The organism is Terasakiella sp. SH-1 (genome assembly GCF_004564135.1).
In the GTDB taxonomy this organism is placed as follows: Bacteria; Pseudomonadota; Alphaproteobacteria; order Rhodospirillales; family Terasakiellaceae; genus Terasakiella.
On record NZ_CP038255.1, the window covers coordinates 1,149,618 to 1,173,952 of the forward strand.

34 protein-coding genes are annotated in these 24,335 nt (G+C 48.5%); 30 read left to right on the plus strand and 4 right to left on the minus strand.

Translation table 11 applies throughout. The features are described 5' to 3' along the window. Window positions 1-3: 3 nt before the first annotated feature. From rplB to E4K71_RS05390, 28 genes are all read left to right on the plus strand, one after another. Entirely contained in the window at window positions 4-834 is an 831-nt protein-coding gene (gene rplB, locus E4K71_RS05255) for a 50S ribosomal protein L2 (protein ID WP_135077450.1), read from the plus strand. 11 nt (window positions 835-845) lie between these two features. Continuing rightward, window positions 846-1,124, plus strand: coding sequence for a 30S ribosomal protein S19 (gene rpsS / locus E4K71_RS05260; RefSeq protein WP_069185982.1), 279 nt, complete (start codon window positions 846-848; stop codon window positions 1,122-1,124). 3 nt (window positions 1,125-1,127) lie between these two features. Then, on the plus strand, window positions 1,128-1,508 hold the full coding sequence (gene rplV, locus E4K71_RS05265) for a 50S ribosomal protein L22 (protein ID WP_135077452.1): 381 nt from the start codon (window positions 1,128-1,130) through the stop codon (window positions 1,506-1,508). Further along, window positions 1,508-2,194 (plus strand): 30S ribosomal protein S3, encoded by a 687-nt coding sequence (gene rpsC / locus E4K71_RS05270; protein ID WP_135077454.1) that lies wholly within the window; start codon window positions 1,508-1,510, stop codon window positions 2,192-2,194. The genes rplV and rpsC overlap by 1 nt, the downstream gene beginning before the upstream one ends. A gap of 14 nt (window positions 2,195-2,208) precedes the next feature. Then, window positions 2,209-2,628 carry a 50S ribosomal protein L16 gene (gene rplP, locus E4K71_RS05275; RefSeq protein WP_135077456.1) on the plus strand — a complete coding sequence of 140 codons (420 nt, stop codon included), beginning with the start codon at window positions 2,209-2,211 and terminating at the stop codon, window positions 2,626-2,628. 1 nt (window position 2,629) lies between these two features. Continuing rightward, the gene (gene rpmC / locus E4K71_RS05280; protein WP_135077458.1) at window positions 2,630-2,815 is read left to right on the plus strand and encodes a 50S ribosomal protein L29; all 186 of its coding nucleotides are present in this window, start codon (window positions 2,630-2,632) and stop codon (window positions 2,813-2,815) included. Between the two features lie 11 nt (window positions 2,816-2,826). Further along, entirely contained in the window at window positions 2,827-3,063 is a 237-nt protein-coding gene (gene rpsQ / locus E4K71_RS05285) for a 30S ribosomal protein S17 (protein ID WP_135077460.1), read from the plus strand. A gap of 186 nt (window positions 3,064-3,249) precedes the next feature. Continuing rightward, window positions 3,250-3,618, plus strand: coding sequence for a 50S ribosomal protein L14 (gene rplN / locus E4K71_RS05290; protein ID WP_135077462.1), 369 nt, complete (start codon window positions 3,250-3,252; stop codon window positions 3,616-3,618). Window position 3,619: 1 nt separating this feature from the next. Beyond that, window positions 3,620-3,937 carry a 50S ribosomal protein L24 gene (gene rplX / locus E4K71_RS05295; protein ID WP_135077464.1) on the plus strand — a complete coding sequence of 106 codons (318 nt, stop codon included), beginning with the start codon at window positions 3,620-3,622 and terminating at the stop codon, window positions 3,935-3,937. A gap of 11 nt (window positions 3,938-3,948) precedes the next feature. Next, entirely contained in the window at window positions 3,949-4,488 is a 540-nt protein-coding gene (gene rplE / locus E4K71_RS05300) for a 50S ribosomal protein L5 (RefSeq protein ID WP_135077466.1), read from the plus strand. A gap of 20 nt (window positions 4,489-4,508) precedes the next feature. After that, window positions 4,509-4,814, plus strand: a complete 306-nt coding sequence (gene rpsN / locus E4K71_RS05305; protein WP_135077468.1) for a 30S ribosomal protein S14 — start codon at window positions 4,509-4,511, stop codon at window positions 4,812-4,814. Between the two features lie 12 nt (window positions 4,815-4,826). Beyond that, window positions 4,827-5,225: a 30S ribosomal protein S8 gene (rpsH, locus tag E4K71_RS05310; protein WP_135077471.1), complete on the plus strand. Its 399-nt coding sequence runs from the start codon at window positions 4,827-4,829 to the stop codon at window positions 5,223-5,225. A 14-nt stretch (window positions 5,226-5,239) separates the two neighbouring features. Further along, on the plus strand, window positions 5,240-5,773 hold the full coding sequence (gene rplF, locus E4K71_RS05315; RefSeq protein ID WP_135077473.1) for a 50S ribosomal protein L6: 534 nt from the start codon (window positions 5,240-5,242) through the stop codon (window positions 5,771-5,773). Continuing rightward, on the plus strand, window positions 5,773-6,135 hold the full coding sequence (rplR, locus tag E4K71_RS05320) for a 50S ribosomal protein L18 (RefSeq protein ID WP_135077475.1): 363 nt from the start codon (window positions 5,773-5,775) through the stop codon (window positions 6,133-6,135). The genes rplF and rplR overlap by 1 nt, the downstream gene beginning before the upstream one ends. 14 nt (window positions 6,136-6,149) lie before the next feature. Then, on the plus strand, window positions 6,150-6,740 hold the full coding sequence (rpsE, locus tag E4K71_RS05325; protein WP_135077477.1) for a 30S ribosomal protein S5: 591 nt from the start codon (window positions 6,150-6,152) through the stop codon (window positions 6,738-6,740). Window positions 6,741-6,746: 6 nt separating this feature from the next. Beyond that, window positions 6,747-6,932: a 50S ribosomal protein L30 gene (gene rpmD / locus E4K71_RS05330; protein WP_135077479.1), complete on the plus strand. Its 186-nt coding sequence runs from the start codon at window positions 6,747-6,749 to the stop codon at window positions 6,930-6,932. A gap of 63 nt (window positions 6,933-6,995) precedes the next feature. Beyond that, window positions 6,996-7,457 (plus strand): 50S ribosomal protein L15, encoded by a 462-nt coding sequence (gene rplO / locus E4K71_RS05335; RefSeq protein WP_135077481.1) that lies wholly within the window; start codon window positions 6,996-6,998, stop codon window positions 7,455-7,457. 45 nt (window positions 7,458-7,502) lie between these two features. Continuing rightward, on the plus strand, window positions 7,503-8,846 hold the full coding sequence (gene secY / locus E4K71_RS05340; RefSeq protein WP_135077483.1) for a preprotein translocase subunit SecY: 1,344 nt from the start codon (window positions 7,503-7,505) through the stop codon (window positions 8,844-8,846). After that, entirely contained in the window at window positions 8,843-9,487 is a 645-nt protein-coding gene (locus E4K71_RS05345; protein WP_135077485.1) for an adenylate kinase, read from the plus strand. Before secY ends, E4K71_RS05345 begins: the two co-directional genes overlap by 4 nt. Before the next feature lie 118 nt (window positions 9,488-9,605). Beyond that, on the plus strand, window positions 9,606-9,974 hold the full coding sequence (gene rpsM, locus E4K71_RS05350) for a 30S ribosomal protein S13 (RefSeq protein WP_135081983.1): 369 nt from the start codon (window positions 9,606-9,608) through the stop codon (window positions 9,972-9,974). 19 nt (window positions 9,975-9,993) lie between these two features. Continuing rightward, window positions 9,994-10,386, plus strand: a complete 393-nt coding sequence (rpsK, locus tag E4K71_RS05355) for a 30S ribosomal protein S11 (RefSeq protein ID WP_135077487.1) — start codon at window positions 9,994-9,996, stop codon at window positions 10,384-10,386. A gap of 72 nt (window positions 10,387-10,458) precedes the next feature. Beyond that, a complete protein-coding gene (locus tag E4K71_RS05360) occupies window positions 10,459-11,529 on the plus strand; it encodes a DNA-directed RNA polymerase subunit alpha (RefSeq protein ID WP_135077489.1) in 1,071 nt (356 codons plus the stop codon). A 150-nt stretch (window positions 11,530-11,679) separates the two neighbouring features. Beyond that, window positions 11,680-12,114: a 50S ribosomal protein L17 gene (gene rplQ, locus E4K71_RS05365; RefSeq protein ID WP_135077491.1), complete on the plus strand. Its 435-nt coding sequence runs from the start codon at window positions 11,680-11,682 to the stop codon at window positions 12,112-12,114. 180 nt (window positions 12,115-12,294) lie between these two features. Then, entirely contained in the window at window positions 12,295-13,710 is a 1,416-nt protein-coding gene (locus tag E4K71_RS05370) for a DegQ family serine endoprotease (protein WP_135077493.1), read from the plus strand. After that, window positions 13,707-14,996: a replication-associated recombination protein A gene (locus E4K71_RS05375; protein WP_135077495.1), complete on the plus strand. Its 1,290-nt coding sequence runs from the start codon at window positions 13,707-13,709 to the stop codon at window positions 14,994-14,996. The genes E4K71_RS05370 and E4K71_RS05375 overlap by 4 nt, the downstream gene beginning before the upstream one ends. A gap of 133 nt (window positions 14,997-15,129) precedes the next feature. After that, window positions 15,130-16,176 (plus strand): HD domain-containing phosphohydrolase, encoded by a 1,047-nt coding sequence (locus E4K71_RS05380; RefSeq protein ID WP_135077497.1) that lies wholly within the window; start codon window positions 15,130-15,132, stop codon window positions 16,174-16,176. Window positions 16,177-16,287: 111 nt separating this feature from the next. Further along, window positions 16,288-17,181, plus strand: coding sequence for a response regulator (locus E4K71_RS05385; RefSeq protein WP_135077499.1), 894 nt, complete (start codon window positions 16,288-16,290; stop codon window positions 17,179-17,181). Between the two features lie 23 nt (window positions 17,182-17,204). Continuing rightward, window positions 17,205-18,803 (plus strand): HAMP domain-containing sensor histidine kinase, encoded by a 1,599-nt coding sequence (locus E4K71_RS05390; protein ID WP_135077501.1) that lies wholly within the window; start codon window positions 17,205-17,207, stop codon window positions 18,801-18,803. A gap of 263 nt (window positions 18,804-19,066) precedes the next feature. On the opposite strand, the gene E4K71_RS05395 is transcribed toward E4K71_RS05390, so the two are convergent. Together E4K71_RS05395 and E4K71_RS05400 are read right to left on the minus strand one after the other, a co-directional pair. Further along, on the minus strand, window positions 19,067-19,864 hold the full coding sequence (locus E4K71_RS05395) for an ion transporter (protein WP_135077503.1): 798 nt from the start codon (window positions 19,862-19,864) through the stop codon (window positions 19,067-19,069). 124 nt (window positions 19,865-19,988) lie between these two features. Beyond that, complete coding sequence (locus tag E4K71_RS05400) at window positions 19,989-21,476, minus strand: hypothetical protein (RefSeq protein ID WP_135077505.1); 1,488 nt, start codon at window positions 21,474-21,476, stop codon at window positions 19,989-19,991. A 153-nt stretch (window positions 21,477-21,629) separates the two neighbouring features. Between E4K71_RS05400 and crcB the strand changes: the two genes are divergently transcribed. Both crcB and E4K71_RS05410 read left to right on the plus strand, forming a co-directional pair. Next, window positions 21,630-22,025: a fluoride efflux transporter CrcB gene (gene crcB / locus E4K71_RS05405; protein ID WP_240796874.1), complete on the plus strand. Its 396-nt coding sequence runs from the start codon at window positions 21,630-21,632 to the stop codon at window positions 22,023-22,025. A 9-nt stretch (window positions 22,026-22,034) separates the two neighbouring features. Then, window positions 22,035-23,066 (plus strand): RluA family pseudouridine synthase, encoded by a 1,032-nt coding sequence (locus E4K71_RS05410; RefSeq protein WP_135077507.1) that lies wholly within the window; start codon window positions 22,035-22,037, stop codon window positions 23,064-23,066. An 83-nt stretch (window positions 23,067-23,149) separates the two neighbouring features. On the opposite strand, the gene E4K71_RS05415 is transcribed toward E4K71_RS05410, so the two are convergent. Beyond that, window positions 23,150-23,431, minus strand: coding sequence for an acylphosphatase (locus E4K71_RS05415; RefSeq protein ID WP_135077509.1), 282 nt, complete (start codon window positions 23,429-23,431; stop codon window positions 23,150-23,152). Then, window positions 23,431-24,261 carry a transporter substrate-binding domain-containing protein gene (locus tag E4K71_RS05420; protein ID WP_135077511.1) on the minus strand — a complete coding sequence of 277 codons (831 nt, stop codon included), beginning with the start codon at window positions 24,259-24,261 and terminating at the stop codon, window positions 23,431-23,433. Before E4K71_RS05420 ends, E4K71_RS05415 begins: the two co-directional genes overlap by 1 nt. Between the last annotated feature and the right edge of the window lie 74 nt (window positions 24,262-24,335).

Genomic DNA, 24,335 nt, shown 5'->3' on the forward strand with positions numbered 1-24,335 from the left:
ACCATGGCTTTGAAAAAATTCAAACCGACGACTCCGGGCCAGCGTAGCTTGGTTCTGGTAGATCGTTCCGATCTGTACAAAGGCAAACCGGTCAAAGCATTGACTGAGGGCCTGCGTAAGAGCGGCGGTCGTAACAACACAGGTCGTATTACATCTCGCCGTATCGGTGGTGGTCATAAGCGTCGTTATCGCTTCATCGACTTTAAACGTAATGCGAAATTTGATGTTCCGGCTACAGTAGAGCGTCTTGAGTACGATCCTAACCGTACAGCCTTTATTGCTCTTATCCGCTACGAAGACGGGGAACTGTCTTACATCATCGCACCGCAACGTCTGCAAGTTGGCGACACTGTTGTTGCTGGCGAGCGCGTGGACGTAAAACCGGGTAATGCTATGCCTTTGGCAAACATTCCGGTTGGTACCATCATTCATAACGTCGAAATGAAGCCTGGTAAGGGTGCTCAGATCGCACGTTCTGCCGGTACTTACGTTCAGCTCGTTGGTAAAGACCAGGGTTACGCTCAGCTTCGTCTCGGTTCTGGCGAGGTTCGCCTGGTCCGTGGTGAGTGCATGGCAACTATCGGCGCTGTTTCCAACCCGGACAACCAAAACGCTAAGCTCGGTAAAGCCGGTCGTAGCCGTTGGTTGGGCAAACGCCCATCTGTCCGTGGTGTGGCAATGAACCCTGTCGATCACCCACATGGTGGTGGTGAAGGTCGCACCTCTGGTGGCCGTCATCCGGTTACACCTTGGGGTAAACCGACTAAGGGTAAGCGCACTCGTAGCAACAAGAAGACGGACGCGTTGATTATGCGCAGCCGTCATAAGAAATAGGAGGTCGGCTCATGGCTCGTTCCGTATGGAAAGGACCGTTTGTTGACGGCTATCTGCTTACTAAAGCAGAGAAGGCGCGTGAGTCCGGTCGCAATGATGTCATTAAGACATGGTCGCGTCGTTCCACTATCCTGCCGCAATTTGTAGGCCTCACATTTGGTGTCTACAACGGTAACAAATTTATCCCGGTTTTGGTGACAGAAGACATGATCGGTCACAAGTTTGGTGAATTCTCACCGACTCGTACCTATTATGGTCACGCAGCCGACAAGAAAGCCAAAAGGAAGTAAGTTATGGGTAAGAAAAAGGCAGATCGTCGCCTTGCCGATAACGAGGCAATGGCTCGCGCCAAAATGATCCGTGTCAGCCCGCAAAAGCTGAACCTGGTCTGTGCCTCTATCCGTGGCAAAAGCGCTTCTTCTGCGGTTGCAGAACTGGCATTTTCCAAACGTCGTGTCGCTAAAGACGTTAAGGCGGTTCTGGAATCTGCTATTGCAAACGCTGAGAACAACCACCAGCTCGACGTTGACAACCTGTTTGTCGCAGAAGCCTCTGTAGGTCGTGCTATGGTCATGAAACGCTGGAAAGCACGTGCTCGTGGCCGTGTTGGCAAAATCATGAAACCTTGGTCAAACATGCGCATCATTTTGCGTGAACGTGAGGAGACAGCATAATGGGTCAGAAGGTAAACCCGATTGGTCTGCGCCTCGGGATCAACCGTACATGGGAATCCCGTTGGTACGCTGATAAAGGCGATTATGCTGGCAAACTGCACCAAGACCTTGAACTGCGTGAGTTGATCAAAAAAGAACTCGCACAGGCAGGTGTTGCGAAGGTTGTCATCGAACGTCCGGCAAAGCGTGCTCGCATTACAATTCACACGGCTCGTCCGGGTGTTGTAATCGGCAAAAAAGGCCAAGACATCGAAAAACTGCGTCAGCGTCTGTCTAAAATGACTGGCAATGACGTTCGTTTGAACATCGTTGAAATCCGCAAGCCGGAATTGGACGCACAACTGGTTGCTGACTCTATTGCTCAACAGCTGGAACGTCGTGTTTCTTTCCGTCGTGCGATGAAACGTTCTGTTCAGTCTGCTATGCGCCTTGGTGCACTCGGTATTCGTATCAACTGTTCCGGCCGTCTGGGCGGTGCTGAGATCGCGCGTACTGAATGGTATCGTGAAGGCCGTGTTCCGCTGCACACACTGCGTGCAAACGTTGATTACGGGACTTCTACAGGTCACACGACTTATGGTGCGTGTGGTGTGAAAGTCTGGATCTTCAAAGGCGAAATCATGGAACACGATCCGATGGCAGTTGAAAAACTGTCTGCTGATGCGCAGCCGGCTCAGGCTCGCTAAGGGAGAGGTTAATCATGTTATTGCCAAAACGTACAAAGTTCCGCAAACAGCATAAAGGCCGTATTAAAGGCAATGCGAAGGGCGGTTCTACTTTGAACTTCGGGACTTATGGCTTGAAAGCTTTGACTCCTGAGCGTGTTACGTCTCGTCAAATCGAAGCTGCGCGTCGTGCTATGACCCGTCACATGAAACGTACAGGTCGTGTATGGATCCGTATCTTCCCTGACGTGCCTGTTTCCAAAAAACCTGCTGAAGTCCGTATGGGTAAAGGTAAAGGTTCACCGGAATTCTGGGCTTGTAAGGTAAAGCCGGGCCGTATCATGTTTGAAATCGAAGGTGTTCCGCAGGATGTAGCGCGTCGCGCTATGGAATTGGCTTCTGCCAAGTTGCCGGTACGCACTCGCTTCGTAACCCGTTTGGGTGAAGGAGAGTAAGATGAAGGCTGCAGAAATCCGTTCCAAAAGCTCTGACGAGCTGAAGGATGAGCTGCTGAAACTGCGTAAAGAAGCGTTTAACCTGCGCTTCCAGGCAGCCAGCGGTCAATTGGAAAACACAGCTCGTGTCCGTCAGGTACGTCGCGATATCGCACGTATTAAGACGGTCATCGGCGAAAAAGCCTAAGGAGCAAAGTGATGCCTAAACGTATCCTCCAAGGCGTTGTTGTTAGCGACAAACAAGAAAAGACTGTTGTGGTGAAAGTAGAACGCCGCTTTATGCACCCGCTCTACAAAAAGTTCATCAAGCGCTCTAAGAAGTATGCCGCGCACGACGAGAACAATCAGTTCAAAATTGGTGACGCAGTGAAAATTGTGGAAACCAAACCTATTTCCAAGAATAAAACTTGGGAAGTGGTTATCGAGGAAGCCTAAGCCGTTAGGCTTCCTCTTTTTTAGACAGCATGTATCGCTGATAAGTCTTGACTCTTGGGTCCTAAGAGATTAGGTATCCGGACCTCATGACATAAAAGTGTTACTTGTATGTCTGATGAATAGGGAAGCCTAAGTATTTAGGCTTCCTTAATTTCGTGACCAAGGATCTAGATAAGGGAAAATTCTATGATTCAGATGCAAACCAACTTGGACGTGGCGGATAACTCCGGTGCACGCCGAGTGCAGTGCATCAAGGTTCTCGGTGGTTCCAAGCGCCGTTGGGCTTCTGTGGGCGACGTTATCGTCGTTTCCGTTAAAGAAGCTATTCCGCGCGGTCGTGTGAAAAAAGGTGACGTGCATCGCGCCGTTATCGTTCGCACAGCCAAGGACATCCGTCGCCCTGATGGCTCTGTAATTCGTTTCGATAAGAACGCTGCTGTTTTGATCAACAAAAACGGCGAACCTATCGGTACACGTATCTTTGGCCCAGTTACACGTGAGCTTCGCTCTCGTAACTATATGAAGATCGTCTCCCTAGCTCCGGAGGTGCTCTGATATGGCAGCCAAGATTAAAAAGGGCGATAACGTTATCGTTCTGACCGGTAAAGACAAGGGCAAGCAAGGCGAAGTCCTCAGCGTAAACCCATCTGCTGCCAAAGCTGTAGTGCAAGGCATCAATATGGTGAAGCGCCACACGAAGCCGACCCAGTTCCAAGCCGGCGGTATCGTTGAAAAAGAAGCCGCAATTGCTCTGTCCAACATTGCGATTGTTGATCCTAAAGAAGGCAAAGCAACTCGCGTTGGCTTCAAAACTCTCGAAGACGGCAAGAAAGTACGCGTTGCGAAACTTTCTGGCGAAGTCATCGACAGCTAAGGGATTGGATAATGGCTCGTCTTAAAGAAGTATATAATTCTAAAATCCGTGGTGAGATGAAAGAAGAGTTCGGTTATGCAAATGAAATGCAGATCCCGAAACTCGAGAAAATCGTCGTAAACATGGGTGTGGGTGAAGCTGCCCAGGACAAGAAGAAAATCGAAGCAGCGGTTGCTGAACTTGAAGCAATCACTGGCCAGAAAGCGATTAAAACCAAAGCGACTAAATCCATCGCCGGCTTCAAGCTGCGTGAAGGTCAAGTGGTTGGGGCAAAAGTTACGCTGCGTCGTAACCAAATGTTCGAATTCATGGATCGCCTGGTGAATATCGCTCTTCCGCGTGTTCGTGACTTCCGTGGTCTGAATGGCAAGTCTTTCGATGGTCGTGGTAACTACGCCATGGGGATCAAAGAACAAATCGTATTCCCGGAAATCGACTACGATAAAGTAGACGCAATCCGTGGTATGGACATCGTAATCTGCACAACGGCGAATACTGACGACGAAGCACGCTCTTTGTTGGCTAAATTCGACATGCCGTTCGCGAAGTAACGATAGAAGGATATTTAGTTATGGCTAAAGCAAGTGCTATCGATAAAAACAAAAAGCGCGAACGTAAAGTAGCGAAATACGCTCAAAAGCGCGCTGAGTTGAAAGCGATCATCATGAACCGTGACCTTCCGGGCGAAGAGCGTATGGCTGCTCAGTTTAAACTGAACGCTATGCCGCGCGATGCGTCTGCAAGCCGCGTTCGTCTACGTTGTGAAGTAACCGGCCGCCCGCGCGGCAACTACCGTAAGTTCAAAATGTGTCGTATTAAATTCCGCGACCTGGCTTCAATCGGTAGCTTGCCTGGTGTGGTTAAGTCGAGCTGGTAAGGAGATACGATCATGTCTATGTCAGATCCCTTAGGGGATATGCTGACCCGTATCCGTAACGGTCAACAAGCAAACAAAAGCGCTGTAAATGCGCCGGCGTCCAAGCTTCGTGCGAACGTTCTGGAAGTATTGAAACGGGAAGGTTACATTCGTGGTTTTGAAAAAGTAACTGGCGATGCCGGCTTTGATGAACTGCGTATTGAACTGAAATACTACGATGGCAAGCCTGTCATCTCTCAAATCAAGCGTGTGTCTACACCGGGTCGCCGTGTGTATTCTGGCGTTAGCGATTTGCCGAAGGTTTTCAATGGCCTGGGTATTTCCATTTTGACTACACCACGCGGTGTAATGTCTGATGCAGAAGCTCGTGACGCCAACGTTGGCGGCGAGATCCTCTGCACGGTCTTCTAAGGAGGGAGCATACTATGTCACGTATTGGTAAGCACCCTGTAGAAGTACCTTCTGGCGTTACTGTGACTGTAAACGGTCAAGATGTTGTCGCTAAAGGTAAGAACGGTGAGTTGACTTTCACTGTAATGGACGAAGTTGCTGTTTCTCAAGAAGACGGCAAAGTTGTTGTTGCACCGAAAAACGATTCCCGTCGTGCCCGTCAAATGTGGGCAACAGCCCGCACACGTATCAACAATCTGGTCATTGGTGTGAACGAAGGTTTCTCCAAGGAACTGGAAATCCAAGGCGTCGGTTATCGTGCCGCCGTTAAGGGTTCCAACCTGGAACTACAACTGGGTTTCTCCCATGACGTAATCGTGCCGATTCCGTCTGACCTGAAGATTGCTTGTCCTTCACAAACAGAGATCACGATCTCTGGCGCGGATAAACAGAAGGTCGGTCAGATCGCTGCTGAAATCCGTGGGTATCGTCCGCCGGAACCTTACAAAGGTAAAGGTGTACGTTACAAGGGTGAGTACATCCTTCGTAAGGAAGGGAAGAAGAAGTAATGTTAAGTTCAAAACAACTTCAGGAACGTCGCAAATCCCGCGTACGTTACCAAATCCGCCAACGCGCTACTGGTCGTCCGCGTCTGTCGGTTTTCCGTTCCAGCAAACACATCTATGCTCAAATCATCGACGACGCCCAGGGCGTTACGCTGGTTGCAGCATCTTCCATTGAGAAAGATCTTAAAGGAAGCTTGAAAACTGGTGCAGACAAAGATGCCGCTTCTAAGGTGGGTGCTTTGGTTGCTGAGCGCGCTGTCGCTGCCGGTATCAAGGATGTCGTCTTCGATCGTGGTGGCTACCGCTATCATGGGCGTGTGAAAGCTTTGGCTGACGCGGCTCGTGAAGCTGGTCTGTCGTTCTAAAGGAAGAATGAGATATGGCACGTAATCCTAAAGAAAACTCTCGCGGTAAAGGCCGTGGCAAAGATAAGGCTCAGGAACAAGATTCTGACCTGATCGATAAGCTCGTCGGCATTAACCGTGTCGCTAAGGTGGTCAAAGGTGGCCGTCGTTTCTCATTTGCTGCTATGGTCGTCGTTGGTGATGGTCGTGGTCGTGTCGGTTTCGGCACGGGTAAAGCACGTGAGGTTCCGGAAGCTATCCGTAAGGCAACCGATCAAGCTAAACGTAACATGATCCGCGTTCCGCTTCGCGAAGGTCGTACACTTCACCATGATGTGAAGGGTCACTTCGGCGCAGGTAAAGTTATCCTGCGTGCTGCACCGTCTGGTACTGGTATCATCGCCGGTGGCCCGATGCGTGCAGTTTTCGAAACAATGGGCGTACAAGACGTTGTTGCGAAGTCTCAGGGTACACAGAACCCGCAGAACATGATTAAGGCAACTTTTGATGCGCTGAAGAATTCTTATTCTCCGCGTTCCATTGCTTCCAAGCGTGGTAAGAAAGTTGGTGAAATCGTTGCTCGTCGCGACTCTAGTGCTGCTGCCGCTGCTGCTGCAAAGGAGTAATGAGACATGGCTGATAAGAAAACCGTTAAAGTGCAACAGGTCGGTAGCCCGATCGGTCGCAGAAACGATCAGCGCGCAACGCTGGTTGGCCTTGGTTTGAACAAGATCAATCGTGTTTCTGAACTGGAAGATACTCCTTCTGTTCGTGGCATGATTGCTAAAGTTCAGCATCTCGTGAAAATCGTTGAGTAAGGTGTGATTTCACACCTTCCTCTTTTTCGATAAATTACGAGAAACTTTAAAGGATTTTGAAACATGAAACTCAATGAGCTTCGTGACAATGATGGCGCTAGAAAGTCTCGCATGCGTGTGGGCCGTGGTATCGGTTCGGGCAAAGGCAAAACATCTACGCGTGGTCAAAAAGGTCAAAAAGCCCGCAACACGGTTGCTGTAGGCTTTGAAGGCGGTCAAATGCCGCTGTATCGTCGCTTGCCGAAGCGTGGCTTTAACAACATCTTCCGCAAGGAATACGCTGTTGTTAACGTCGGTCGCATTCAAAAAGCGGTTGATGCTGGTAAAATCAAAGACGGTGATACTGTCAACATCGAGGTTCTCAAGGCTGCTGGCCTGGTGAACCGTATTAAGGACGGCGTTCGTCTCCTTAATAAAGGTGAGATCACTGCTAAGGTTAAGGTTGAAGTTAACAGTGCTTCTGCTTCTGCAATCGCTGCCGTTGAAAAGGCTGGTGGTTCTGTAAGCGTTGACGCTGCTGAATAAACCGACTTCGATTTTCGGACCAAGTATTAAGTCCAGGGGACCGTTATGGCATCTGCCGCAGAACAATTAGCCGCTAACATGAACTTCGGTTCAATCGCGAAAGCAGAGGAGCTGAAAAAGCGAATCTGGTTTACGTTAGGGGCTTTGATCGTTTATCGCATTGGCGCTTATATTCCAATTCCGGGGATCGACCCTGTTATTCTGCGTGATATTTTCACGCAGAATGCAGGTGGCATTCTGGGAATGTTTGATATGTTTGCCGGTGGTGCGTTGGGTCGTATGACCATTTTCGCACTGAACATCATGCCGTACATTTCGGCTTCTATCATCATGCAACTGGGGACGGCGGTTTCGCCAAGCCTGGAAGCCATGAAGAAGGAAGGTGAAAGTGGGCGCAAGAAGATTACGCAATATACCCGTTACCTGACGGTTCTGATTGCATCACTCCAAGCTTACGGTATTGCCGTTGGTCTGGAAGGGATGACATCCAGTGCTGGGAGTGCGGTTATTGATCCGGGCTATTTCTTCCGGGCTGCTACAGTGATTACACTGGTTGGCGGTACAATCTTCCTGATGTGGCTGGGTGAACAAATTACAGCGCGTGGTATCGGTAACGGTATTTCACTGATTATCTTTGCTGGGATCGTGGCAAACTTGCCAAGTGCCCTTGCAGGGACATTGGAACTCGGTCGTACAGGCGCACTGTCTGTTCTGTTGATCGTCTTCCTGTTGGTGATGAGTGTCGCTGTTATCATGTTCATCGTGTATGTTGAACGTGCACAACGTCGCGTCGTGATCCAGTATCCGAAACGTCAACGTGGTAACAAAGTATATGGGGGCGAATCTTCCCATATGCCTTTGAAAATCAACACCGCTGGTGTAATTCCGCCAATCTTTGCAAGTTCGCTTCTATTACTCCCAACAACTGTGATCTCTATGACCGCAGGGCAGGGGCCAGAATGGTTGCAAACTGTCGCAGCATGGTTGGGCCATGGGCAGCCTTTGTATATTGCGCTGTACATTGCCATGATCGTGTTCTTCGCATTCTTCTATACATCGGTTGTTTTCAACCCGACAGAGACTGCGGAAAACCTGCGTAAAAATGGTGGTTATGTTCCGGGCATTCGCCCAGGTAAAAACACGGCTGAATATCTTGATAAGATTACAAGTCGTTTGACAGTCATCGGTGCAGCTTATCTGTCTGCTGTCTGTCTGTTACCTGAAATTCTGATTTCGAAATGGCAGGTGCCTTTCTACTTCGGTGGAACAAGCTTGCTGATCGTTGTCACCGTGACCATGGATACGGTGGGCCAGGTGCATTCGCATCTTCTGGCACACCAGTATGAAGGTCTGATTAAGAAGTCTAAACTTAGGGGAAAAAGAGGATGAAACTGATTTTGTTAGGTGCTCCGGGTGCTGGTAAAGGTACTCAAGCCAAACGTCTTGAAGAAGCTTACGGTATTGTACAACTTTCCACGGGCGACATGCTGCGTGCGGAAGTGGCAAGCGGTAGCGATCTCGGCAAAGAGCTGAAAGCTGTGATGGAAGCGGGTAACCTCGTAACTGACGAGCTGATCATTTCCATGATCTCCAGCCGTGTCGATCAAGACGACTGCGCAAAAGGTTACATCCTGGATGGTTTCCCACGCACAACTGCCCAAGCAGAAGCCCTTGATTCCATGTTGGAAGAAAAAGGTCAAAAGCTGGACAGCGTCATCGAAATGGAAGTTGACGAAGAAGTGCTGGTTGGTCGTATTACTGGTCGTTACACCTGTGCGAAATGTGGCCAAGGTTATCATGACGAGTTCCAAAAGCCTGCGAAAGAAGGCGTTTGTGACAAGTGTGGTGCAACTGAATTTACGCGTCGCGCTGATGATAACGAAGAAACCGTTCGTTCCCGTCTGGTTGCTTACCGCGAGCAAACAGCACCGATCGCATCTCACTATGATGCGAAAGGGATGTTGAAGAAAGTCGATGGCATGGCTGACATCGACGAAGTAACAAGTCAACTCAAGGCAATCTTGGGTTAATTATTGTATGGGAAAAGAGGGGCTTGACAGAAAGGGATTTCTTTCTATAATGCCGCCCCTTGGTTTCCGGTAAGTTTTTTTACTTACCTTTTTTATTTTTGGTGTGAGGAGAACCGCTTTGGCGCGTATTGCAGGTGTGAACATTCCTACTCAAAAGCGAGTAGTTATTGCACTTACGTATATCCACGGAATCGGCCCGGCTAAGTCACAGGAAATCTGTGCGAAAGTAGGCATTCCGTCTGAAAAGCGTGTAAACGAATTGTCTGACGACGACGTCGTTAAAATTCGTGAAACGATTGATGCTGACTACACGGTTGAAGGTGACCTTCGTCGTGAAGTGGCAATGAACATTAAACGTCTGTTAGACTTGAAATCTTACCGTGGCCTGCGCCACCGTAAGGGCCTTCCTGTACGTGGTCAACGTACCAAGTGTAACGCACGTACTCGCAAAGGGCCTGCACGCCCGATCGCGGGTAAGAAGAAATAATTCATAGGATTGTTGAATTATGGCAAAAGCTAGCAGACAAACTCCGCGTCGTCGTGAGCGCAAGAATATCGTTTCCGGTATTGCCCACGTAAACGCAACGTTTAACAACACGATCATCACCATTGCTGATGCACAGGGTAATGCAATTTCCTGGTCTTCTGCTGGGGCACAAGGTTTTAAGGGCTCTCGTAAGTCCACACCTTATGCTGCACAGATTGCTGCGGAAGATGCAGGCAAAAAAGCGATGGAACATGGCATGAAGACACTTGAAGTTCTGGTGAAAGGTCCTGGTTCAGGGCGTGAATCAGCACTGCGTGCGCTGAATGCTGTTGGTTTCACGATTACTTCTATCAAAGACGTGACACCTATTCCGCACAACGGTTGCCGTCCGCGCAAACGTCGTCGCGTTTAAGTCGCCTGTTCAATCGGGTTTTTCTTACGCCAATAACCGGTACCGTTTGATGGGTATCGGTTTTTGGCTTGAATGGCCCTCAGATTGGATTCGCAAATTTTTTTACACTTGTGTGAGGTCAGGGTTGTGATTCAAAAGAATTGGCAAGAACTCATTAAACCATCCAAGCTTGAAGTTAAATCTGGCGAAGATGATGGCCGTACGGCTGTTATCGTTGCTGAACCGCTGGAGCGTGGATTTGGTCTGACTCTTGGTAACGCGATCCGTCGTGTTTTGCTGTCATCTTTGCAGGGTGCTGCAGTTACAGCAATTCAGATTGATGGTGTTTTGCACGAGTTTTCGTCTGTAGCGGGTGTCCGTGAAGACGTAACTGACATTGTTCTTAACGTTAAGAACATTGCACTTCGCTGTGAAAGCGAAGGCGCGAAGAAGATGCATCTCGAAGCAACTGGCCCCGGTCCTGTGACTGCCGGTATGATCGAGTGCCCAGGCGACATTGAAGTCATGGATCCGGATCTGGTTCTCTGCCACTTGGATGCAGATGCCAAATTGAAGATCGAATTTACTGTTGATACAGGTAAGGGCTATGTTCCTGCGGTTCAAAACCGTCCGGACGATTCTCCGATCGGTTTGATCCCTGTTGATGCGATCTTCTCTCCGGTGAAGAAAGTTTCTTACAAAGTCGACAACACACGTGTTGGCCGCGTAACAGACTATGACAAACTGTCTTTGACTGTGACAACAGATGGTTCTGTAACACCGGAAGATGCGGTGGCTCTGGCAGGGCGTATCCTGCAAGACCAGTTGCAACTCTTCATCAACTTCGACGAGCCGGAAGTGGCTCTGCCGGAGAAGAAAGAAGACGATCTTCCGTTCAACAAGAACCTCCTGCGCAAAGTGGACGAGCTGGAACTGTCCGTTCGTTCTGCCAACTGTCTCAAAAACGACAACATCATCTACATCGGCGATCTGGTACAGAAAACCGAAGCAGAAATGTTGCGTACGCCGAACTTCGGTCGTAAGTCCCTTAACGAGATCAAAGAAGTTCTCGGTGGTATGGAACTTTCACTGGGGATGGACGTTGACGGCTGGCCGCCGGAAAATATCGAAGATCTGGCAAAGCGTCTGGAAGATCCGTTCTGATCATCCAAGCGTTAAGCTGAAAGATTACCTCGGGCCACGTTGGTCCAGCCTTTTCGTTCCCGCCCTTAGTCATTAGGGTAAGGGCGTGGCGGAAAGTTTTACTTATCGTCTCTGGTCTTGCCAGAACGAACCTGAAGAGGAGATACCGCTATGCGTCACCGTCTATCTGGTCGCAAACTTAACCGTACTAAATCACACCGCCGCGCGCTGTTTGCGAACATGGCGGTTGCTCTGATCACTCACGAGCAAATCAAAACCACTTTGCCAAAAGCGAAAGAACTGCGTTCTTACGTTGAGAAAATGATTACTCTGGGCAAACGTGGCGATCTGCATGCACGTCGCCAAGCGATTGCTGCGCTTCGTGACGAAGCTGCTGTTAAGAAACTGTTTGATACACTGGGTTCTCGTTATGCTGAGCGTAACGGTGGCTACACACGTGTTCTCAAAGCTGGTTTCCGTTACGGCGATGCCGCACCGATGGCTTTCATCGAGCTGGTTGAGCGCGATGTTGATGCCAAAGGCGCTGCTGATAAAGCTCGCGTAGAAGCAGAACAGGAAGCTGCAGAGGCTGCTGAAGCTGTATAAGTGAGTGTTCACACACCACATGAAAAGGCGGCTGCCCGATGGTAGCCGCCTTTTTTGTTGTTTGGGCTTGCGCGAAGTCTATGTTCAGCGCAAATATATCTATGTGTCGTCCTCGCGAAAGCGGGGACCTTTATTCAACGTTAAAGAGGTCCCCGCTTTCGCGAGGACGACGAGACAATCATGTTCTTGAGAATTTTCTTCCTTTCTTTCTTCCTGATCAATACGGCGCAGGCTGAAATCAAAACCATCCCGTCTTCTCGATTGGAGACGCAACTTTCTTACGCACCTTTGGTGAAATCTGCTGCCCCGGCTGTGGTGAATATCTATACCAGCAAGACGGTGCGTACGCGTTCGACCTCGCCACTGTTTAACGATCCGTTTTTTCGTCGTTTCTTTGGGGATGCGTTTCGCGGGGTACCTCAGGGGGGACGTAAGAAAAAAGTTCAGAATTCACTGGGCTCCGGTGTCATTGTCGAATCCAGCGGTGTCGTGGTGACAAACCATCATGTGATTGAAGGGGCAGAAGACATCAAGGTGGTGCTCAATGATCGCCGTGAATTTGAAGCCAAGCTGGTGGCTTCGGATGAACGTACTGACCTGGCGATCTTGCAGGTTCAAACCGATGGTGTTGTTCTGCCCACATTACCCCTTGGTGATTCGGATGGATTGGAAGTCGGTGATCTGGTACTTGCCATTGGTAATCCTTTTGGTGTGGGCCAAACGGTGACCAGCGGGATTGTTTCTGCGTTAGCGCGTACACAAGTTGGCATCACGGATTACAGCTTTTTCATTCAGACCGACGCGGCGATTAATCCGGGGAATTCCGGTGGAGCCTTGGTGGATATGAATGGGCGGTTGATTGGGGTGAATTCTGCGATCTATTCCAAGGGCGGTGGGTCCAATGGCATTGGTTTTGCCATTCCGGTCAATATGGTGCGATCGGTCATTTCAGGTGTCTCAAAAACAGGCAAGGTGGTGCGCCCGTGGTTGGGGGCCAGTGGTCAGCCGATTACACAGGATTTGGCCGATAGTTTTAATCTGGAGCGTCCCACAGGCGTGTTGATTGATGAGGTCTATCGCGGTGGTCCTGCGGATGAGGCTGGCTTGCAACGCGGTGATATTATTTTAAAAATTGATGGGCATGTGGTGGATGAACCCAAGGCCCTGCAATTCCGCCTTGCCACGCTATCTTTGGGGGACACATCGCGTTTTGAAATCTTGCGCCATGGCAGTCGCAAGACGTTGAACTTTGAAGCCTTGCCGCCCCCAGAAGTGCCGCGTCGCAGTGAAACCCGCTTGAAAGGCTATCACCCCTTTGATGGGGCTGTGGTTGTCAACCTGTCACCAGCCTTTAATGATGAACAGGGCTGGAATGTAATGGATAAGGGGGTTGCCATTTATAAAATGGTGCGCGGCAGTACGGTGAACCGTTTGGGCTTTCGTATTCGTGATCGCATCACCGGGGTGAATGGTATCGAAGTTAAAACCGTCAAAGACCTGAAATGGGTGCTGCAACGTATGGAAGGGCGCAAAGGCGATTGGCGCATTGGTATTATCCGAAATGGTAAACGACAAGAGCTTCAGTTTCGCGGATGACCTCACTTTTTGAAGATCAGGCCCCCCGGCCCTTAGCCGATAGTCTACGCCCCCAAACCTTGGAAGAGGTTATTGGGCAAGACCATCTGCTGGATGAAGAGGGCTCCATTGGGCGTATGGTGCGCAATGGCGGGCGATTGACCTCCATGATCTTATGGGGGCCACCGGGTTGTGGCAAGACGACGGTAGCGCGTTTGCTGGCTGATAAGACGGACCTTTATTTCGAACCCTTATCGGCGATCTTTTCCGGTGTGCCGGATTTAAAACGGGTGTTTAAGGAAGCACGTGCGCGCCGTGAAGGCGGGCAGGGGACCTTGCTGTTTATTGACGAAATCCATCGCTTTAACCGGGCGCAACAAGATGGTTTCCTGCCTTATGTCGAAGACGGCACGGTCATTCTGGTCGGGGCGACAACGGAGAATCCGTCATTCGAATTAAATGCGGCTTTGATGTCACGTTGTCGAGTCATGGTGCTTAATCGCCTGTCCGATGATGCATTGGAAGGGTTGTTAGGGCGTGCCGAAGCTGAGAAAAATCGCAAACTGCCCGTGGATGAGCAAGCCCGTGCGTCCTTGCGGGCCATGGCCGATGGCGATGGGCGTTATCTGCTGAATATGGTGGAGGCGGTGTTTGAACTGCCGGATGAGCCTGTGTTGGATATGGCGGCCTTGTCCCAAGTGGTGCAAAAGCGCATGCCCATTTATGACAAGTCGCAGGAAGGTCATTACAATCTGATTTCCGCCTTGCATAAATCCTTGCGTGGGTCTGATACGGATGCGGCACTTTATTGGTTTTCACGCATGCTCGATGGTGGGGAAGATCCCAAATATATCGCCAGGCGCATGTTGCGTTTTGCCGTGGAAGATATCGGTCTGGCTGATCCCAATGCGATGACACAGGCGTTGCAGGCGTGGGAAACTTATGAACGTTTGGGAAGCCCGGAAGGGGAACTTGCCTTGGCTCAAGCCTTGATCTACTTGGGTACTGCACCAAAATCCAATGCGGCTTATACGGCTTATAAACAGGCACGGGCGGCAGCGAAACAAACTGGATCCCTGATGCCGCCTAAACATATTTTGAATGCGCCGACCAAGATGATGAAAGAAATCGGTTACGGCAAAGGCTATCAGTATGATCATGATGCACAGGATGGTTTTTCTGGGCAGGATTATTTCCCTGACGGGCTGGAGCGGATGGAATTTTATCAACCCAAGGATCGTGGTTTTGAGCGGGAATTATCCAAGCGGCAGGCATATTGGTCCAAATTACGACAGCAAAAAAAATAGGTCTGGACACAGGCTCGTAGGTGAAAATATTTTTCCCAAGTGCAAATTGGAAATTTAATGTATTGTCTTGTGGTCGTGAAATGACTTATGTAGCATTTATCTGGAAGCATTAAAAATTGGAGCTGGTGTGGGAGTGACTGATAATCCTAAAATCATTGTTTGTGATGATTCCAAAACCAATATTGCAATGGCACAGGCTTTGTTAACGTCCTGTGGGTTTGAAGATATTCGCACGACAATAGACCCGCGTAATGTTAGGGGGATGATCGAAGAAGGGGGCTGTGACCTTCTTTTACTTGATTTAGAAATGCCCCATATGACCGGGTTCGATGTGATTAATCAGATCCGTCAGGATATGAACAATCAGTCGATGCAGATTTTGATGCTAACGGGGAAACTGGGGATTGAACCGCGCAATGAGGCCCTGCGGATTGGGGCGAATGACTTTGTGAATAAGCCGTTTGATCCAACCGAAGTTTCTTTACGGGTGAAAAATCTGGTGACTGTCTATCAAACACAGGCACGACAGCGCCGGATGAATGAGATTTTGGAAGAAGCTGTTATTAAACGTACAGAACAGCTTAACAGAGCGGCAGATGACTTGTTGTCCACACTGGCCCGTGCCGGGGAATATCGTGATAGCGATACGGGAAAACATGTCAGCCGCGTGAGCCATTATACCTATTTGCTTGCCAAAGCTTATGGGGTGGAAGAAAAACAGGCGAAGATGTTTGCTCAAGCCGCTCCTGTACATGATATTGGCAAAATTGGTGTTTCAGATACCATTCTTCACAAGCCCGGTCCTTTAACGGATGAAGAGCGAGAGGCCATTAAGAAACATTGCGAGATCGGGGCAGAAATTTTGTCGGGCTATAGTTCGGAAATTGTCCTGATTGGCCAGAGAATTGCGTTGACACATCATGAAAGATGGGATGGTGCAGGCTATCCCCAGGGGATTGCAGGTGAGAAAATTCCGCTGGAAGGGCGCATTGTCAGTATCGCTGATGTGTTTGATGCCTTAACAACCAAGCGGCCCTATAAAGAAGCCTGGTCAGCAGAGAAGGCATTTTTCATTTTGGAAGAAGAATCTGGTAAGGCGTTTGAGCCAAAACTGGTCTCGTTGTTTATAGAAAACCGTTCGAAGGTTGAGGAAATTATGAACAACTTGCGTGACATATAAGAACATTATTAAATTCATAAATATATGCATCCATAAGTGGTCTTAGTAGTATCCCGTATTTTCGTTCGTTCTGTTTTGCTGTATCCTTTTAGATAAAAATAGGAGGGCGATATGGGCGGTGAGGTTATTCTATGTGTGGATGATGAGGAATTTAACCTCGATATTCTGTCTGAACGGTTGGAGGATGCCGGTTTTCTGGTTGATTTAGCCGAAAATGGGACGCAGGCGTTAGATGCCTTACGCGTGAACCCAACGCGCTATAGTGCCGTCCTTTTAGATCGCATGATGCCTGATATGGATGGGATTGAGGTGTTAAAGGCTGCCCGTGCCTTGCCCCAGCTGGAGGCCCTGCCCATCATTATACAGACAGCAAAAGCCAGTAAAACAGATGTTCTGGAAGGGCTTGAAAGCGGGGCACATTATTATCTTAGCAAGCCGTTTGGCAAAAAAGAATTGTTGGCTATTGTGAATTCTGCGGTGGAAGATTTTCAACGTTTTTGTCATGCCCGTGATGAAGTACAAAATACAGATACCGCGTTGAAAAAATTACAAACAGCTGTTTTTCAGTTCAGCTGTCATGATGATATTGCGGGGCTTGCCCCTCTTCTTTCTCATATCACACCGAACCCGGAATGGACGGTCATGGGATTAAGCGAGCTAATGATCAATGCGGTTGAACATGGCAATCTGGCTTTGACCTATGCTGATAAAACGTCATTGGTTGAAAATGAAGATTGGGAAATTGAAATTCACCGCCGCCTGAAAAGTGAAGCTTATAAAGACCGGGTTGCCACGATTGAAGTCAATGTGGATGCCGAAAAAATTGAATTTTCAATTAAAGATCAGGGCAATGGGTTTAATTGGGAAGAATATATGAGCTTTGATAGTGGTCGGGCTTTTGACACACATGGTCGTGGGATCATGCTGGCTAAGGAAATGAGTTTTGATTACATGCAGTATCTGGGGTGCGGTAATCATGTGATTGTAGGGATATTCAAAAGCTAGGGATTGGGAAGGGGAACGGTCAAATGAGGATTGCCAAACGCATTTTTCTGAGCTTCGGTGTCCCTGTGGTTTTCGTTGTCTTTTCTGTTCTTTTTGTAACCCAACGGGTCGGACATATTCAAGGCTTGTATGAAGAATTAATCGCCCGTGAAATTCCGCTTCATGAAGCTCTTGGCGGGCTACAGTTTGCCGTTGCGCGTATTGTGGCTTCGACCAGTGAATTTGGTTTTATTGTTGCAGAAAAACAGAGGCTGTCCGAACGAGAGCTTGAACATATTGCAATAGAAGAAAGCGAAGAGCAGGAAGAAGAAGAGTTAATTGAAGATGGTAAAAACGCAGTGAATGCGAGCTTTGCTGACTTGAAACCTTTTTTGCGAAATAAAGAACAAACCACAGAATTAGAGGCGGTCTTACAGGCTTTAATTACACAAAGTGAGGAAATTGTTCAGGCCAAGGAAAGGGGGCTTTCCGGTCTTCCTATTCTGGATATGAAGGAAGAGTTTGAACGTCTGGAAAAACGGGCTTTAGGGCTGTTGGAGGATGTGCATGAGGTTGAAAATACCTTATTGCAGCGTTCCCAAGTGGAAAATAAGAAAACGGTGGAGCGATTGTTTTATGAACTGATCGCTTTTTTACTGGTGTTTGTCCTGCTTTCAATTGTTGCCGGAAAGTCACTTTTCCAGAAAGTTGTACGTCCGATCAAAAGGATTGCCAAAGATATTATTGCAATTAAGAAAGAGAAGAAAAAAGCAATCCATTTAAATCTACGGGGAATGGAGAATGATGAGATCAGGCTGTTTGTTGAAACCTTCAAAGATGCATTGATCGACAAAGAAAAATTGTTGGAGCATTATCTCCAGGAAAAAGAAAAGGCAGAAACAGCCAATCAGGCGAAAAGTGAGTTCCTTGCCAATATGTCCCATGAACTGCGCACCCCTATGCATGCGATTATCAGTTACAGTGAAATGGGGAGTGAGAAACTGGACGATCACCCCGATGAAAAATTGGAAAAATATTTCAACAGGATTCACCAAAGTGCACGGCGCCTTTTACTGTTGTTAAATGACTTGCTGGATTTATCAAAGCTGGAAGCCCGGCAAATGTCTTTTAATTTTGAAAAGGTCAATGTGAGTGAGTTGATTGACCGTAGTGTGCTGGAACTTGATGGATTGTTTAATCAAAAAGAAATCCAGTTACAGGTTACTTCTGTTTCACAACCCTCCCTTCTTCAATGTGATGAGGAAAAAATAGTTCAGGTTTTGGTGAATCTTTTGTCCAATGCAGTTAAATTCTCACCCCAAGCTGGAAAAATTGACCTTACATTGGAAGAAAGTGATGTGGCGTTTCAGGGGCGACCTGCCTGTGCCGGAGTTCTGGTGCAGGTCAAAGACCAAGGTCCCGGCATTCCGGAAGAGGAACTGGAAACCATTTTTGATAAATTCAGCCAATCCTCACTGACGCGCAATCAAGCTGGTGGGACAGGTTTGGGGCTGTCCATTTGCCGTGAAATCATTCATGCCCATCAGGGGAGTGTTCAGGCAAGCAATACGATTGATGGCGGGGCCTGCTTTAGCGTGTTGCTGCCTTATGAACAAAGAGAGAGTGAGGGCGTAAACTCATAAAATAGACTTGTTTGGCGGAGATGTATTTGAGGATAGACAAGGCATGAAACCCGCAAAAGTGCGAGCACTTTAAGGGTTTTATAACGCAGCTCTATCCTCAAATACATCCCGTCCCTTACGGGATTTCCCTAAAATATAGGCATTACTGCGTTAAAGTCTTTTGAAAGTACAAGTACTTCCTGCAAGCCTTTGCCTTGTCTTGCCTATATTTTAGGGAAACCAAAGCAAGTCTATTTTATGAGTTTACGCCCTAGGGCGCACTCTTATTTTTTTAGCAGCTCTTTTAATTCGCCAATCTCACCGCGCAAGGCACTGATTTCAGCACGCAAGGTAGCGGTATCTTCATGAACCGCTTCTTCGATAACTTCGGCCTCTTTTTGGTGCTGGCCCTGCATGGCGTCCACAATCACACCGATGAACAGGTTGATGACGGCAAAGCTGGTGACCAGAATAAAAGGCACGAAGAACATCCAGGCTTCGGGGTGCACATCCATAATCGGGCGCACAATTCCCATGGACCAGCTTTCCAGTGTCATCACCTGAAACAAGGTGTACATGGAGGCCCCGATATCACCAAACCATTCATTGAAGGTATCGGCATAGAAATTGGTGCTTAAAACGGCGGAAACATAAAAGATCAGGGTAATCAGCCCGATGATGGAAAACATGCCGGGAATGGCTGTAATCAATGCCTGAATAACCGAACGCATCTGCGGTACCATGGACATGAGGCGCAGGACCCGCAAGATACGGAAAGACCGCAAGACGGCCAGTGGACCGGAGGCCGGGATGATAGCAATGGCAACAACGATGAAATCAAAAATATTCCAACCGTCTTTAAAAAAGCCAAACCCGCGACCATAGAGTTTGAGCAAAATTTCAATGACGAAAATACTTAAGGCTGCCTTATCAAGAAAATGCAGCAGGCCGCCAAACTGGTCCATGATGCTATCCGAGGTTTCCATACCCAGCGTAATGGCATTGAGGATAATTACACCGGTAATGAAAAACTGAATATTGCGGCTTTCAATCCAATTGGCGATACGCGTGCGGTTGTCCATTCTTCTGCCCCTAAGATGCTAATTTTATGTGGGGGAAAATAAGGGGATCGTTTTGATAAATCAAGGGAGGGAGAGGGAGAAATTACCCCGTAAGGTTACAGGGTAATTTCCATGTGTATTGACCTTAGAATGCACGGTCCGGAATCGTCCATTGATAGTCTGTCAGGGTGAGTGGGGCAAGACAGCCACTTTCCGGGGTAAGATGGGCCAGCATATTGTCACAATCAGGGTTTTGATAGCTTGCTTTGCCTTTTTCTTTCGGCTTGCCAATCGGGCTGATGGGCCAGCCTGCACGGATGTGGCAGTTTTGACAATTTGTTGCCACCGGATGGATGACCAGCTCAATATAGGGGTTCATTGCAACAGGCATATCTTGGCCCTTCGGTGGTGTCACATCATATGCATCAACCAGTTCGTAATGTTGCCACGGTCCTTTTGCTTGCGGGAGTAAAGGGCGGTTCTTGCTATATTTTCCGGCATTTGGGGTCGGGGACCACCATGTGGAATTCAGCGCCCAGCTGGGAACTTCCTTGGTATTGATGTGCATGGCAATACTGACCAGATAATCACCTGGTTCAAATGGTTGGTTATAGGCCCAATAGCTGGAAGCATTCAGGATCGCTTTATCAGCCTGGTCAAAACTGTCCCAGTCCTTTTGGGTGACTTGATGATGGTAGAATTTATCAAGACCAAAGATTTTACTTTCTTTGCTGATAGGCAGTGTCGGGCGGCGGGAGGCCGGCAGGTCACTGAAATCAACACCATAGAGGTAAGAGGTTTTGACCGTTTCACCCTCACGCTTATTGCTGGGGTCAATGGCAACGGTTTGGTTCCACAGCTCATAGCCCGCATATCCGGTAAACTCATCCCCATAATCATTCATCCAGACAGGAAGAACGCCAAGCTGGCCTTTCTTAACCGGCCAGTACATATGTTTGGTGACGATACTGGCTGTGGGGGCTTGGAGTTGGTGGACACCTTTTGCATGAAGTTCATCCAGGGTGGATTGTTTATAAAGCGCCGGGGCTTTCGGGTCGAGAGGGTGAATCCAGTCAAAAGCCTGTTTGCTGAAGGATTCCGTTGGGATCATAATATCCCCGTTAAATTGAAAATGTTTGCCATCCAAAATCGTACATCCTGTTTTTTCATCATAGGATGTGGCCTCGGGGTAGGCTTTAATGACAGCAGCAGGGATAGGGTAGGTTGGCAGCTTGACATCATCCATGATGCTGTTTCGTGCATTGGCGGCAAGCAGACCCGTCTGTGTCTTTTGTTCCATAGCTGTGCCTTTAAGGTTGGGCAGTGGGCATGGTGTTGCGGTTGCTGCTGGATCTTTATAGGCTGCTGTTGCATTGGGCCAGCTGTACCAGACAGGCCAGGTCATATCTGTAGGCTGTTGCATGATACCAGCCCAAAGTTTCCACCCATGCTGGCGAAGAAAGGGAATATTTCCGGTTTCAACAGCTTTTTCCAGTTGCTGGTTTTCATGCATATAGCTGTAACCTTGTGGAAAGGGATGATAAATCTGGTCATCTGCATGACTGCTGGGGGCGCAGGCTATCGTCGCCAGAAAGCCCAGTGCTGCAATGTAGTATTTATTTCTGGTTTTCATTTATATTAATCCTGAACTCAAAAGTTGTGAATGCTTTTAATTTTTAGTTGATAAAAATATAATGAGTCAATTTTTTATTGTCTCTTGCACGCGTGAGCAGATCGCAAAGGATTTATTTTGAATTTGTTTGGTTTGGCCGTTATGGTTTCAGCCATGTCAATTACAACGCTTATATATGTTGCCGCAGGTGGTGCGATTGGGGCGGTGGGGCGCTATGCTGTGGTGTCCATGGTTGGTCACTGGGCGCACAGTGCGGGCACCCATTTCCCTTATGGGACCATGGTGGTCAATATTCTCGGCTCCTTTATCCTGGGGGCCTTGGTGGAAGTTTCTGCTTTGGCCTGGTCGCCCAGTCCTGAAATTCGTGCCATGTTGGTGGTCGGCATGCTCGGGGCCTTTACCACTTTTTCCACCTTTTCACTGGATGTGGTCACAATGGCGACGCGCGGCGATTGGTTGCAAGTTGCGCTTTATGTGGGCTTATCTGTTGCATTCTCCATCATTGCCCTCTATATGGGCATGCAAAGCATGAAAGCCCTCTTACATTAAGGAAATACCATGTCTGGTGTGAAGCAAGTCACTGTGAAAGCTGATGACGACGATATCCGTTTGGACCGTTGGTTTAAACGCCATTATCCCGAACTGTCTTATGGTCGTTTGGAAAAACTGCTGCGCAAAGGGCAAATTCGCCTTGATGGCAAACGGGCAAAATCTAACCAGCGTATTGCCAAGGGCCAAGTCGTACGCGTTCCGCCCTTTGGGGATGCTGCGGGGCTCAAACCTGTTGAGGCCAAGGAAGAACATAAGCTGAGCCAAGATGAGATTGACGAAGTGCGTTCCTGGGTATTGTACCGTGATGACGATGTGATTGTGATCAACAAGCCTGCTGGATTGCCGACCCAAGGCGGCACGGGGGTAAAACGTCATCTGGATGGGTTGCTCCATGCCTTGAAATTTGATCTTACAGATAAGCCTCGCTTATGCCATCGTCTGGATAAAGACACCTCCGGCGTGTTGGTGTTGGCTCGTTCAGCCAATGTGGCCTCTAACCTGACCAAGGCGTTTAAGACCAAGGAGGCACGCAAGCTTTATTGGGCGCTGACCGTCAAGGTGCCGAACCCGCGCGAAGGCAAGGTTTTCCAACCAATTGCCAAGCTTCATACTCACAGTGGTGAACGCATGGTGATTGATGCTGATAACGGCAAGGACGCCCGTTCTTTATTTCGTACCATTGAAAGTACAGGCAATGTAGCTGCCTGGGTTGCGTTGGAACCACTGACCGGGCGGACACATCAGCTGCGTGTCCATTGTGCCTATCTGAAAACCCCCATCCAAGGCGATGGCAAGTATGGCGGACAGGAAGCTTACCTGACAGGGGAAGGGGTGAGCAAGAAAATGCACCTTCATGCCCGTCGCATTCAAATTCCGGCCCCCGATGGCATTGGCGTGATTGATGTAATGGCTCCGCTGCCAGAACATATGGTGCGTTCCTGGGACTTCTTCGGTTTTGATGAAAAGACTGAAGAGGCGGATGAGCTGTTTGATTTGTCCAAGAAAGTCACTGCGACCTATAAGCACCACGATTATTGAATCTAGTCGTCCTCGCGTCTGCGGGAACCTGTATGTGATGGAAAAAGATCCTCGTATCAAGTACGAGGATGACGATCTTTGGTTTAGATCGTGCGTTCCTGCGCAAAACCTGCTGGGGCTTCTTCGTCAGTATCAGTAATAATGATATTATCAACGCGCGCGGCTGTTGGGCCTTCCCAACATTTTTCAACCAGTTGGGCAACAGCATCTTCTTCACCAGAAACAAGGGCTTCGACACTGCCATCCATACGATTGCGTACCCAGCCGTTGAGGTGCAGCCCCAAGGCTGTTTCACGTGTCCAGGCCCGGTACCAGACGCCTTGAACGCGCCCTTTAATGGAAAGGTGGACTGTTTTTTTTGCCATTATTGTGTTGATCCTGTTGTGAGATATTTTTCTTGTAGGCTGCGATATTCATCTGTTTGTTTAAAACGAGCAATTTCATCCCAGAAGTTTTCTGCAAAGTCAGGATAGCGACGATAGAATTCCTGGCTGAAAATCAGGTAATAGGGTTTGGTGCGCAAGGGCGGTTCAACTTTTTCAACTTGTTGGGCTTTTTCAGGGTTCCGGGCCAAATAATGGTCAACCATGTTTTCCAGATCAGCATAGGCAATCAGGCGCTCTACGATCAGTTTGGAAATGTTTTTCTCTGAATTAGTTGCTTCTTCGACGGTTGCTCCGAGTTTTTGAAGGTCGGTCGCAATAGAATAGCCTGTTTTAATCCCTACTTTTTTTAAGGGAGAATGAAAGTCTAAGACGTTCCCATTCCAGTTAAATTTTTGCTTGCCCCTTTTGATGTAGAGCATATAGCGCTGAACCATTAACGCACGTGACGCGTCTGGCCCACCATCATAGCGAAGGGGGTATTGGGCGAAAGTTGTACGCTTCTTTTTATAGCTGGCATTAAACAGGCCATTAAGGCGATTTTTTTGTAAATTCAGCAAGCCCCGCTTCCAGGGCATACGTTCAAATTTAACCGGGGTGCCTAGACGTTTACCAACATGTTGCAGCAACTCGACCACCAAGCCGGGCGTGCCTTGCTGTATGGTTTGTCCTGTCCCTAGATAGTGGGGAGGGTTTTCGATATCTTCATAGCCAAAAACCAGTTCCTGCGGTTTTCCATTTCCAGCCATCGCACTTGCAATATGCAGGATGCTATAGAGCATGAGGATGATAATGGCATTCAGGTTTGGCATATGGTTCTCCTTGGCAAGGAGAAACTTATCATGAAATGACGTAAAAACACAAAAAAAGAGCGGGTGAAACACCC

Excerpts from the sequence above, each read along its gene's own strand:
- rplB (WP_135077450.1), top strand. The coding sequence starts at position 4 with ATGGCTTTGAAAAAATTCAAACCGACGACTCCGGGCCAGCGTAGCTTG.
- rpsS (WP_069185982.1), top strand. The coding sequence starts at position 846 with ATGGCTCGTTCCGTATGGAAAGGACCGTTTGTTGACGGCTATCTGCTT.
- rplV (WP_135077452.1), top strand. The coding sequence starts at position 1,128 with ATGGGTAAGAAAAAGGCAGATCGTCGCCTTGCCGATAACGAGGCAATG.
- rpsC (WP_135077454.1), top strand. The coding sequence starts at position 1,508 with ATGGGTCAGAAGGTAAACCCGATTGGTCTGCGCCTCGGGATCAACCGT.
- rplP (WP_135077456.1), top strand. The coding sequence starts at position 2,209 with ATGTTATTGCCAAAACGTACAAAGTTCCGCAAACAGCATAAAGGCCGT.
- rpmC (WP_135077458.1), top strand. The coding sequence starts at position 2,630 with ATGAAGGCTGCAGAAATCCGTTCCAAAAGCTCTGACGAGCTGAAGGAT.
- rpsQ (WP_135077460.1), top strand. The coding sequence starts at position 2,827 with ATGCCTAAACGTATCCTCCAAGGCGTTGTTGTTAGCGACAAACAAGAA.
- rplN (WP_135077462.1), top strand. The coding sequence starts at position 3,250 with ATGATTCAGATGCAAACCAACTTGGACGTGGCGGATAACTCCGGTGCA.
- rplX (WP_135077464.1), top strand. The coding sequence starts at position 3,620 with ATGGCAGCCAAGATTAAAAAGGGCGATAACGTTATCGTTCTGACCGGT.
- rplE (WP_135077466.1), top strand. The coding sequence starts at position 3,949 with ATGGCTCGTCTTAAAGAAGTATATAATTCTAAAATCCGTGGTGAGATG.
- rpsN (WP_135077468.1), top strand. The coding sequence starts at position 4,509 with ATGGCTAAAGCAAGTGCTATCGATAAAAACAAAAAGCGCGAACGTAAA.
- rpsH (WP_135077471.1), top strand. The coding sequence starts at position 4,827 with ATGTCTATGTCAGATCCCTTAGGGGATATGCTGACCCGTATCCGTAAC.
- rplF (WP_135077473.1), top strand. The coding sequence starts at position 5,240 with ATGTCACGTATTGGTAAGCACCCTGTAGAAGTACCTTCTGGCGTTACT.
- rplR (WP_135077475.1), top strand. The coding sequence starts at position 5,773 with ATGTTAAGTTCAAAACAACTTCAGGAACGTCGCAAATCCCGCGTACGT.
- rpsE (WP_135077477.1), top strand. The coding sequence starts at position 6,150 with ATGGCACGTAATCCTAAAGAAAACTCTCGCGGTAAAGGCCGTGGCAAA.
- rpmD (WP_135077479.1), top strand. The coding sequence starts at position 6,747 with ATGGCTGATAAGAAAACCGTTAAAGTGCAACAGGTCGGTAGCCCGATC.
- rplO (WP_135077481.1), top strand. The coding sequence starts at position 6,996 with ATGAAACTCAATGAGCTTCGTGACAATGATGGCGCTAGAAAGTCTCGC.
- secY (WP_135077483.1), top strand. The coding sequence starts at position 7,503 with ATGGCATCTGCCGCAGAACAATTAGCCGCTAACATGAACTTCGGTTCA.
- E4K71_RS05345 (WP_135077485.1), top strand. The coding sequence starts at position 8,843 with ATGAAACTGATTTTGTTAGGTGCTCCGGGTGCTGGTAAAGGTACTCAA.
- rpsK (WP_135077487.1), top strand. The coding sequence starts at position 9,994 with ATGGCAAAAGCTAGCAGACAAACTCCGCGTCGTCGTGAGCGCAAGAAT.
- E4K71_RS05360 (WP_135077489.1), top strand. The coding sequence starts at position 10,459 with ATGGCCCTCAGATTGGATTCGCAAATTTTTTTACACTTGTGTGAGGTC.
- rplQ (WP_135077491.1), top strand. The coding sequence starts at position 11,680 with ATGCGTCACCGTCTATCTGGTCGCAAACTTAACCGTACTAAATCACAC.
- E4K71_RS05370 (WP_135077493.1), top strand. The coding sequence starts at position 12,295 with ATGTTCTTGAGAATTTTCTTCCTTTCTTTCTTCCTGATCAATACGGCG.
- E4K71_RS05375 (WP_135077495.1), top strand. The coding sequence starts at position 13,707 with ATGACCTCACTTTTTGAAGATCAGGCCCCCCGGCCCTTAGCCGATAGT.
- E4K71_RS05385 (WP_135077499.1), top strand. The coding sequence starts at position 16,288 with ATGGGCGGTGAGGTTATTCTATGTGTGGATGATGAGGAATTTAACCTC.
- E4K71_RS05390 (WP_135077501.1), top strand. The coding sequence starts at position 17,205 with ATGAGGATTGCCAAACGCATTTTTCTGAGCTTCGGTGTCCCTGTGGTT.
- E4K71_RS05395 (WP_135077503.1), bottom strand. The coding sequence starts at position 19,864 with ATGGACAACCGCACGCGTATCGCCAATTGGATTGAAAGCCGCAATATT.
- E4K71_RS05400 (WP_135077505.1), bottom strand. The coding sequence starts at position 21,476 with ATGAAAACCAGAAATAAATACTACATTGCAGCACTGGGCTTTCTGGCG.
- crcB (WP_240796874.1), top strand. The coding sequence starts at position 21,630 with ATGTCAATTACAACGCTTATATATGTTGCCGCAGGTGGTGCGATTGGG.
- E4K71_RS05410 (WP_135077507.1), top strand. The coding sequence starts at position 22,035 with ATGTCTGGTGTGAAGCAAGTCACTGTGAAAGCTGATGACGACGATATC.
- E4K71_RS05415 (WP_135077509.1), bottom strand. The coding sequence starts at position 23,431 with ATGGCAAAAAAAACAGTCCACCTTTCCATTAAAGGGCGCGTTCAAGGC.
- E4K71_RS05420 (WP_135077511.1), bottom strand. The coding sequence starts at position 24,261 with ATGCCAAACCTGAATGCCATTATCATCCTCATGCTCTATAGCATCCTG.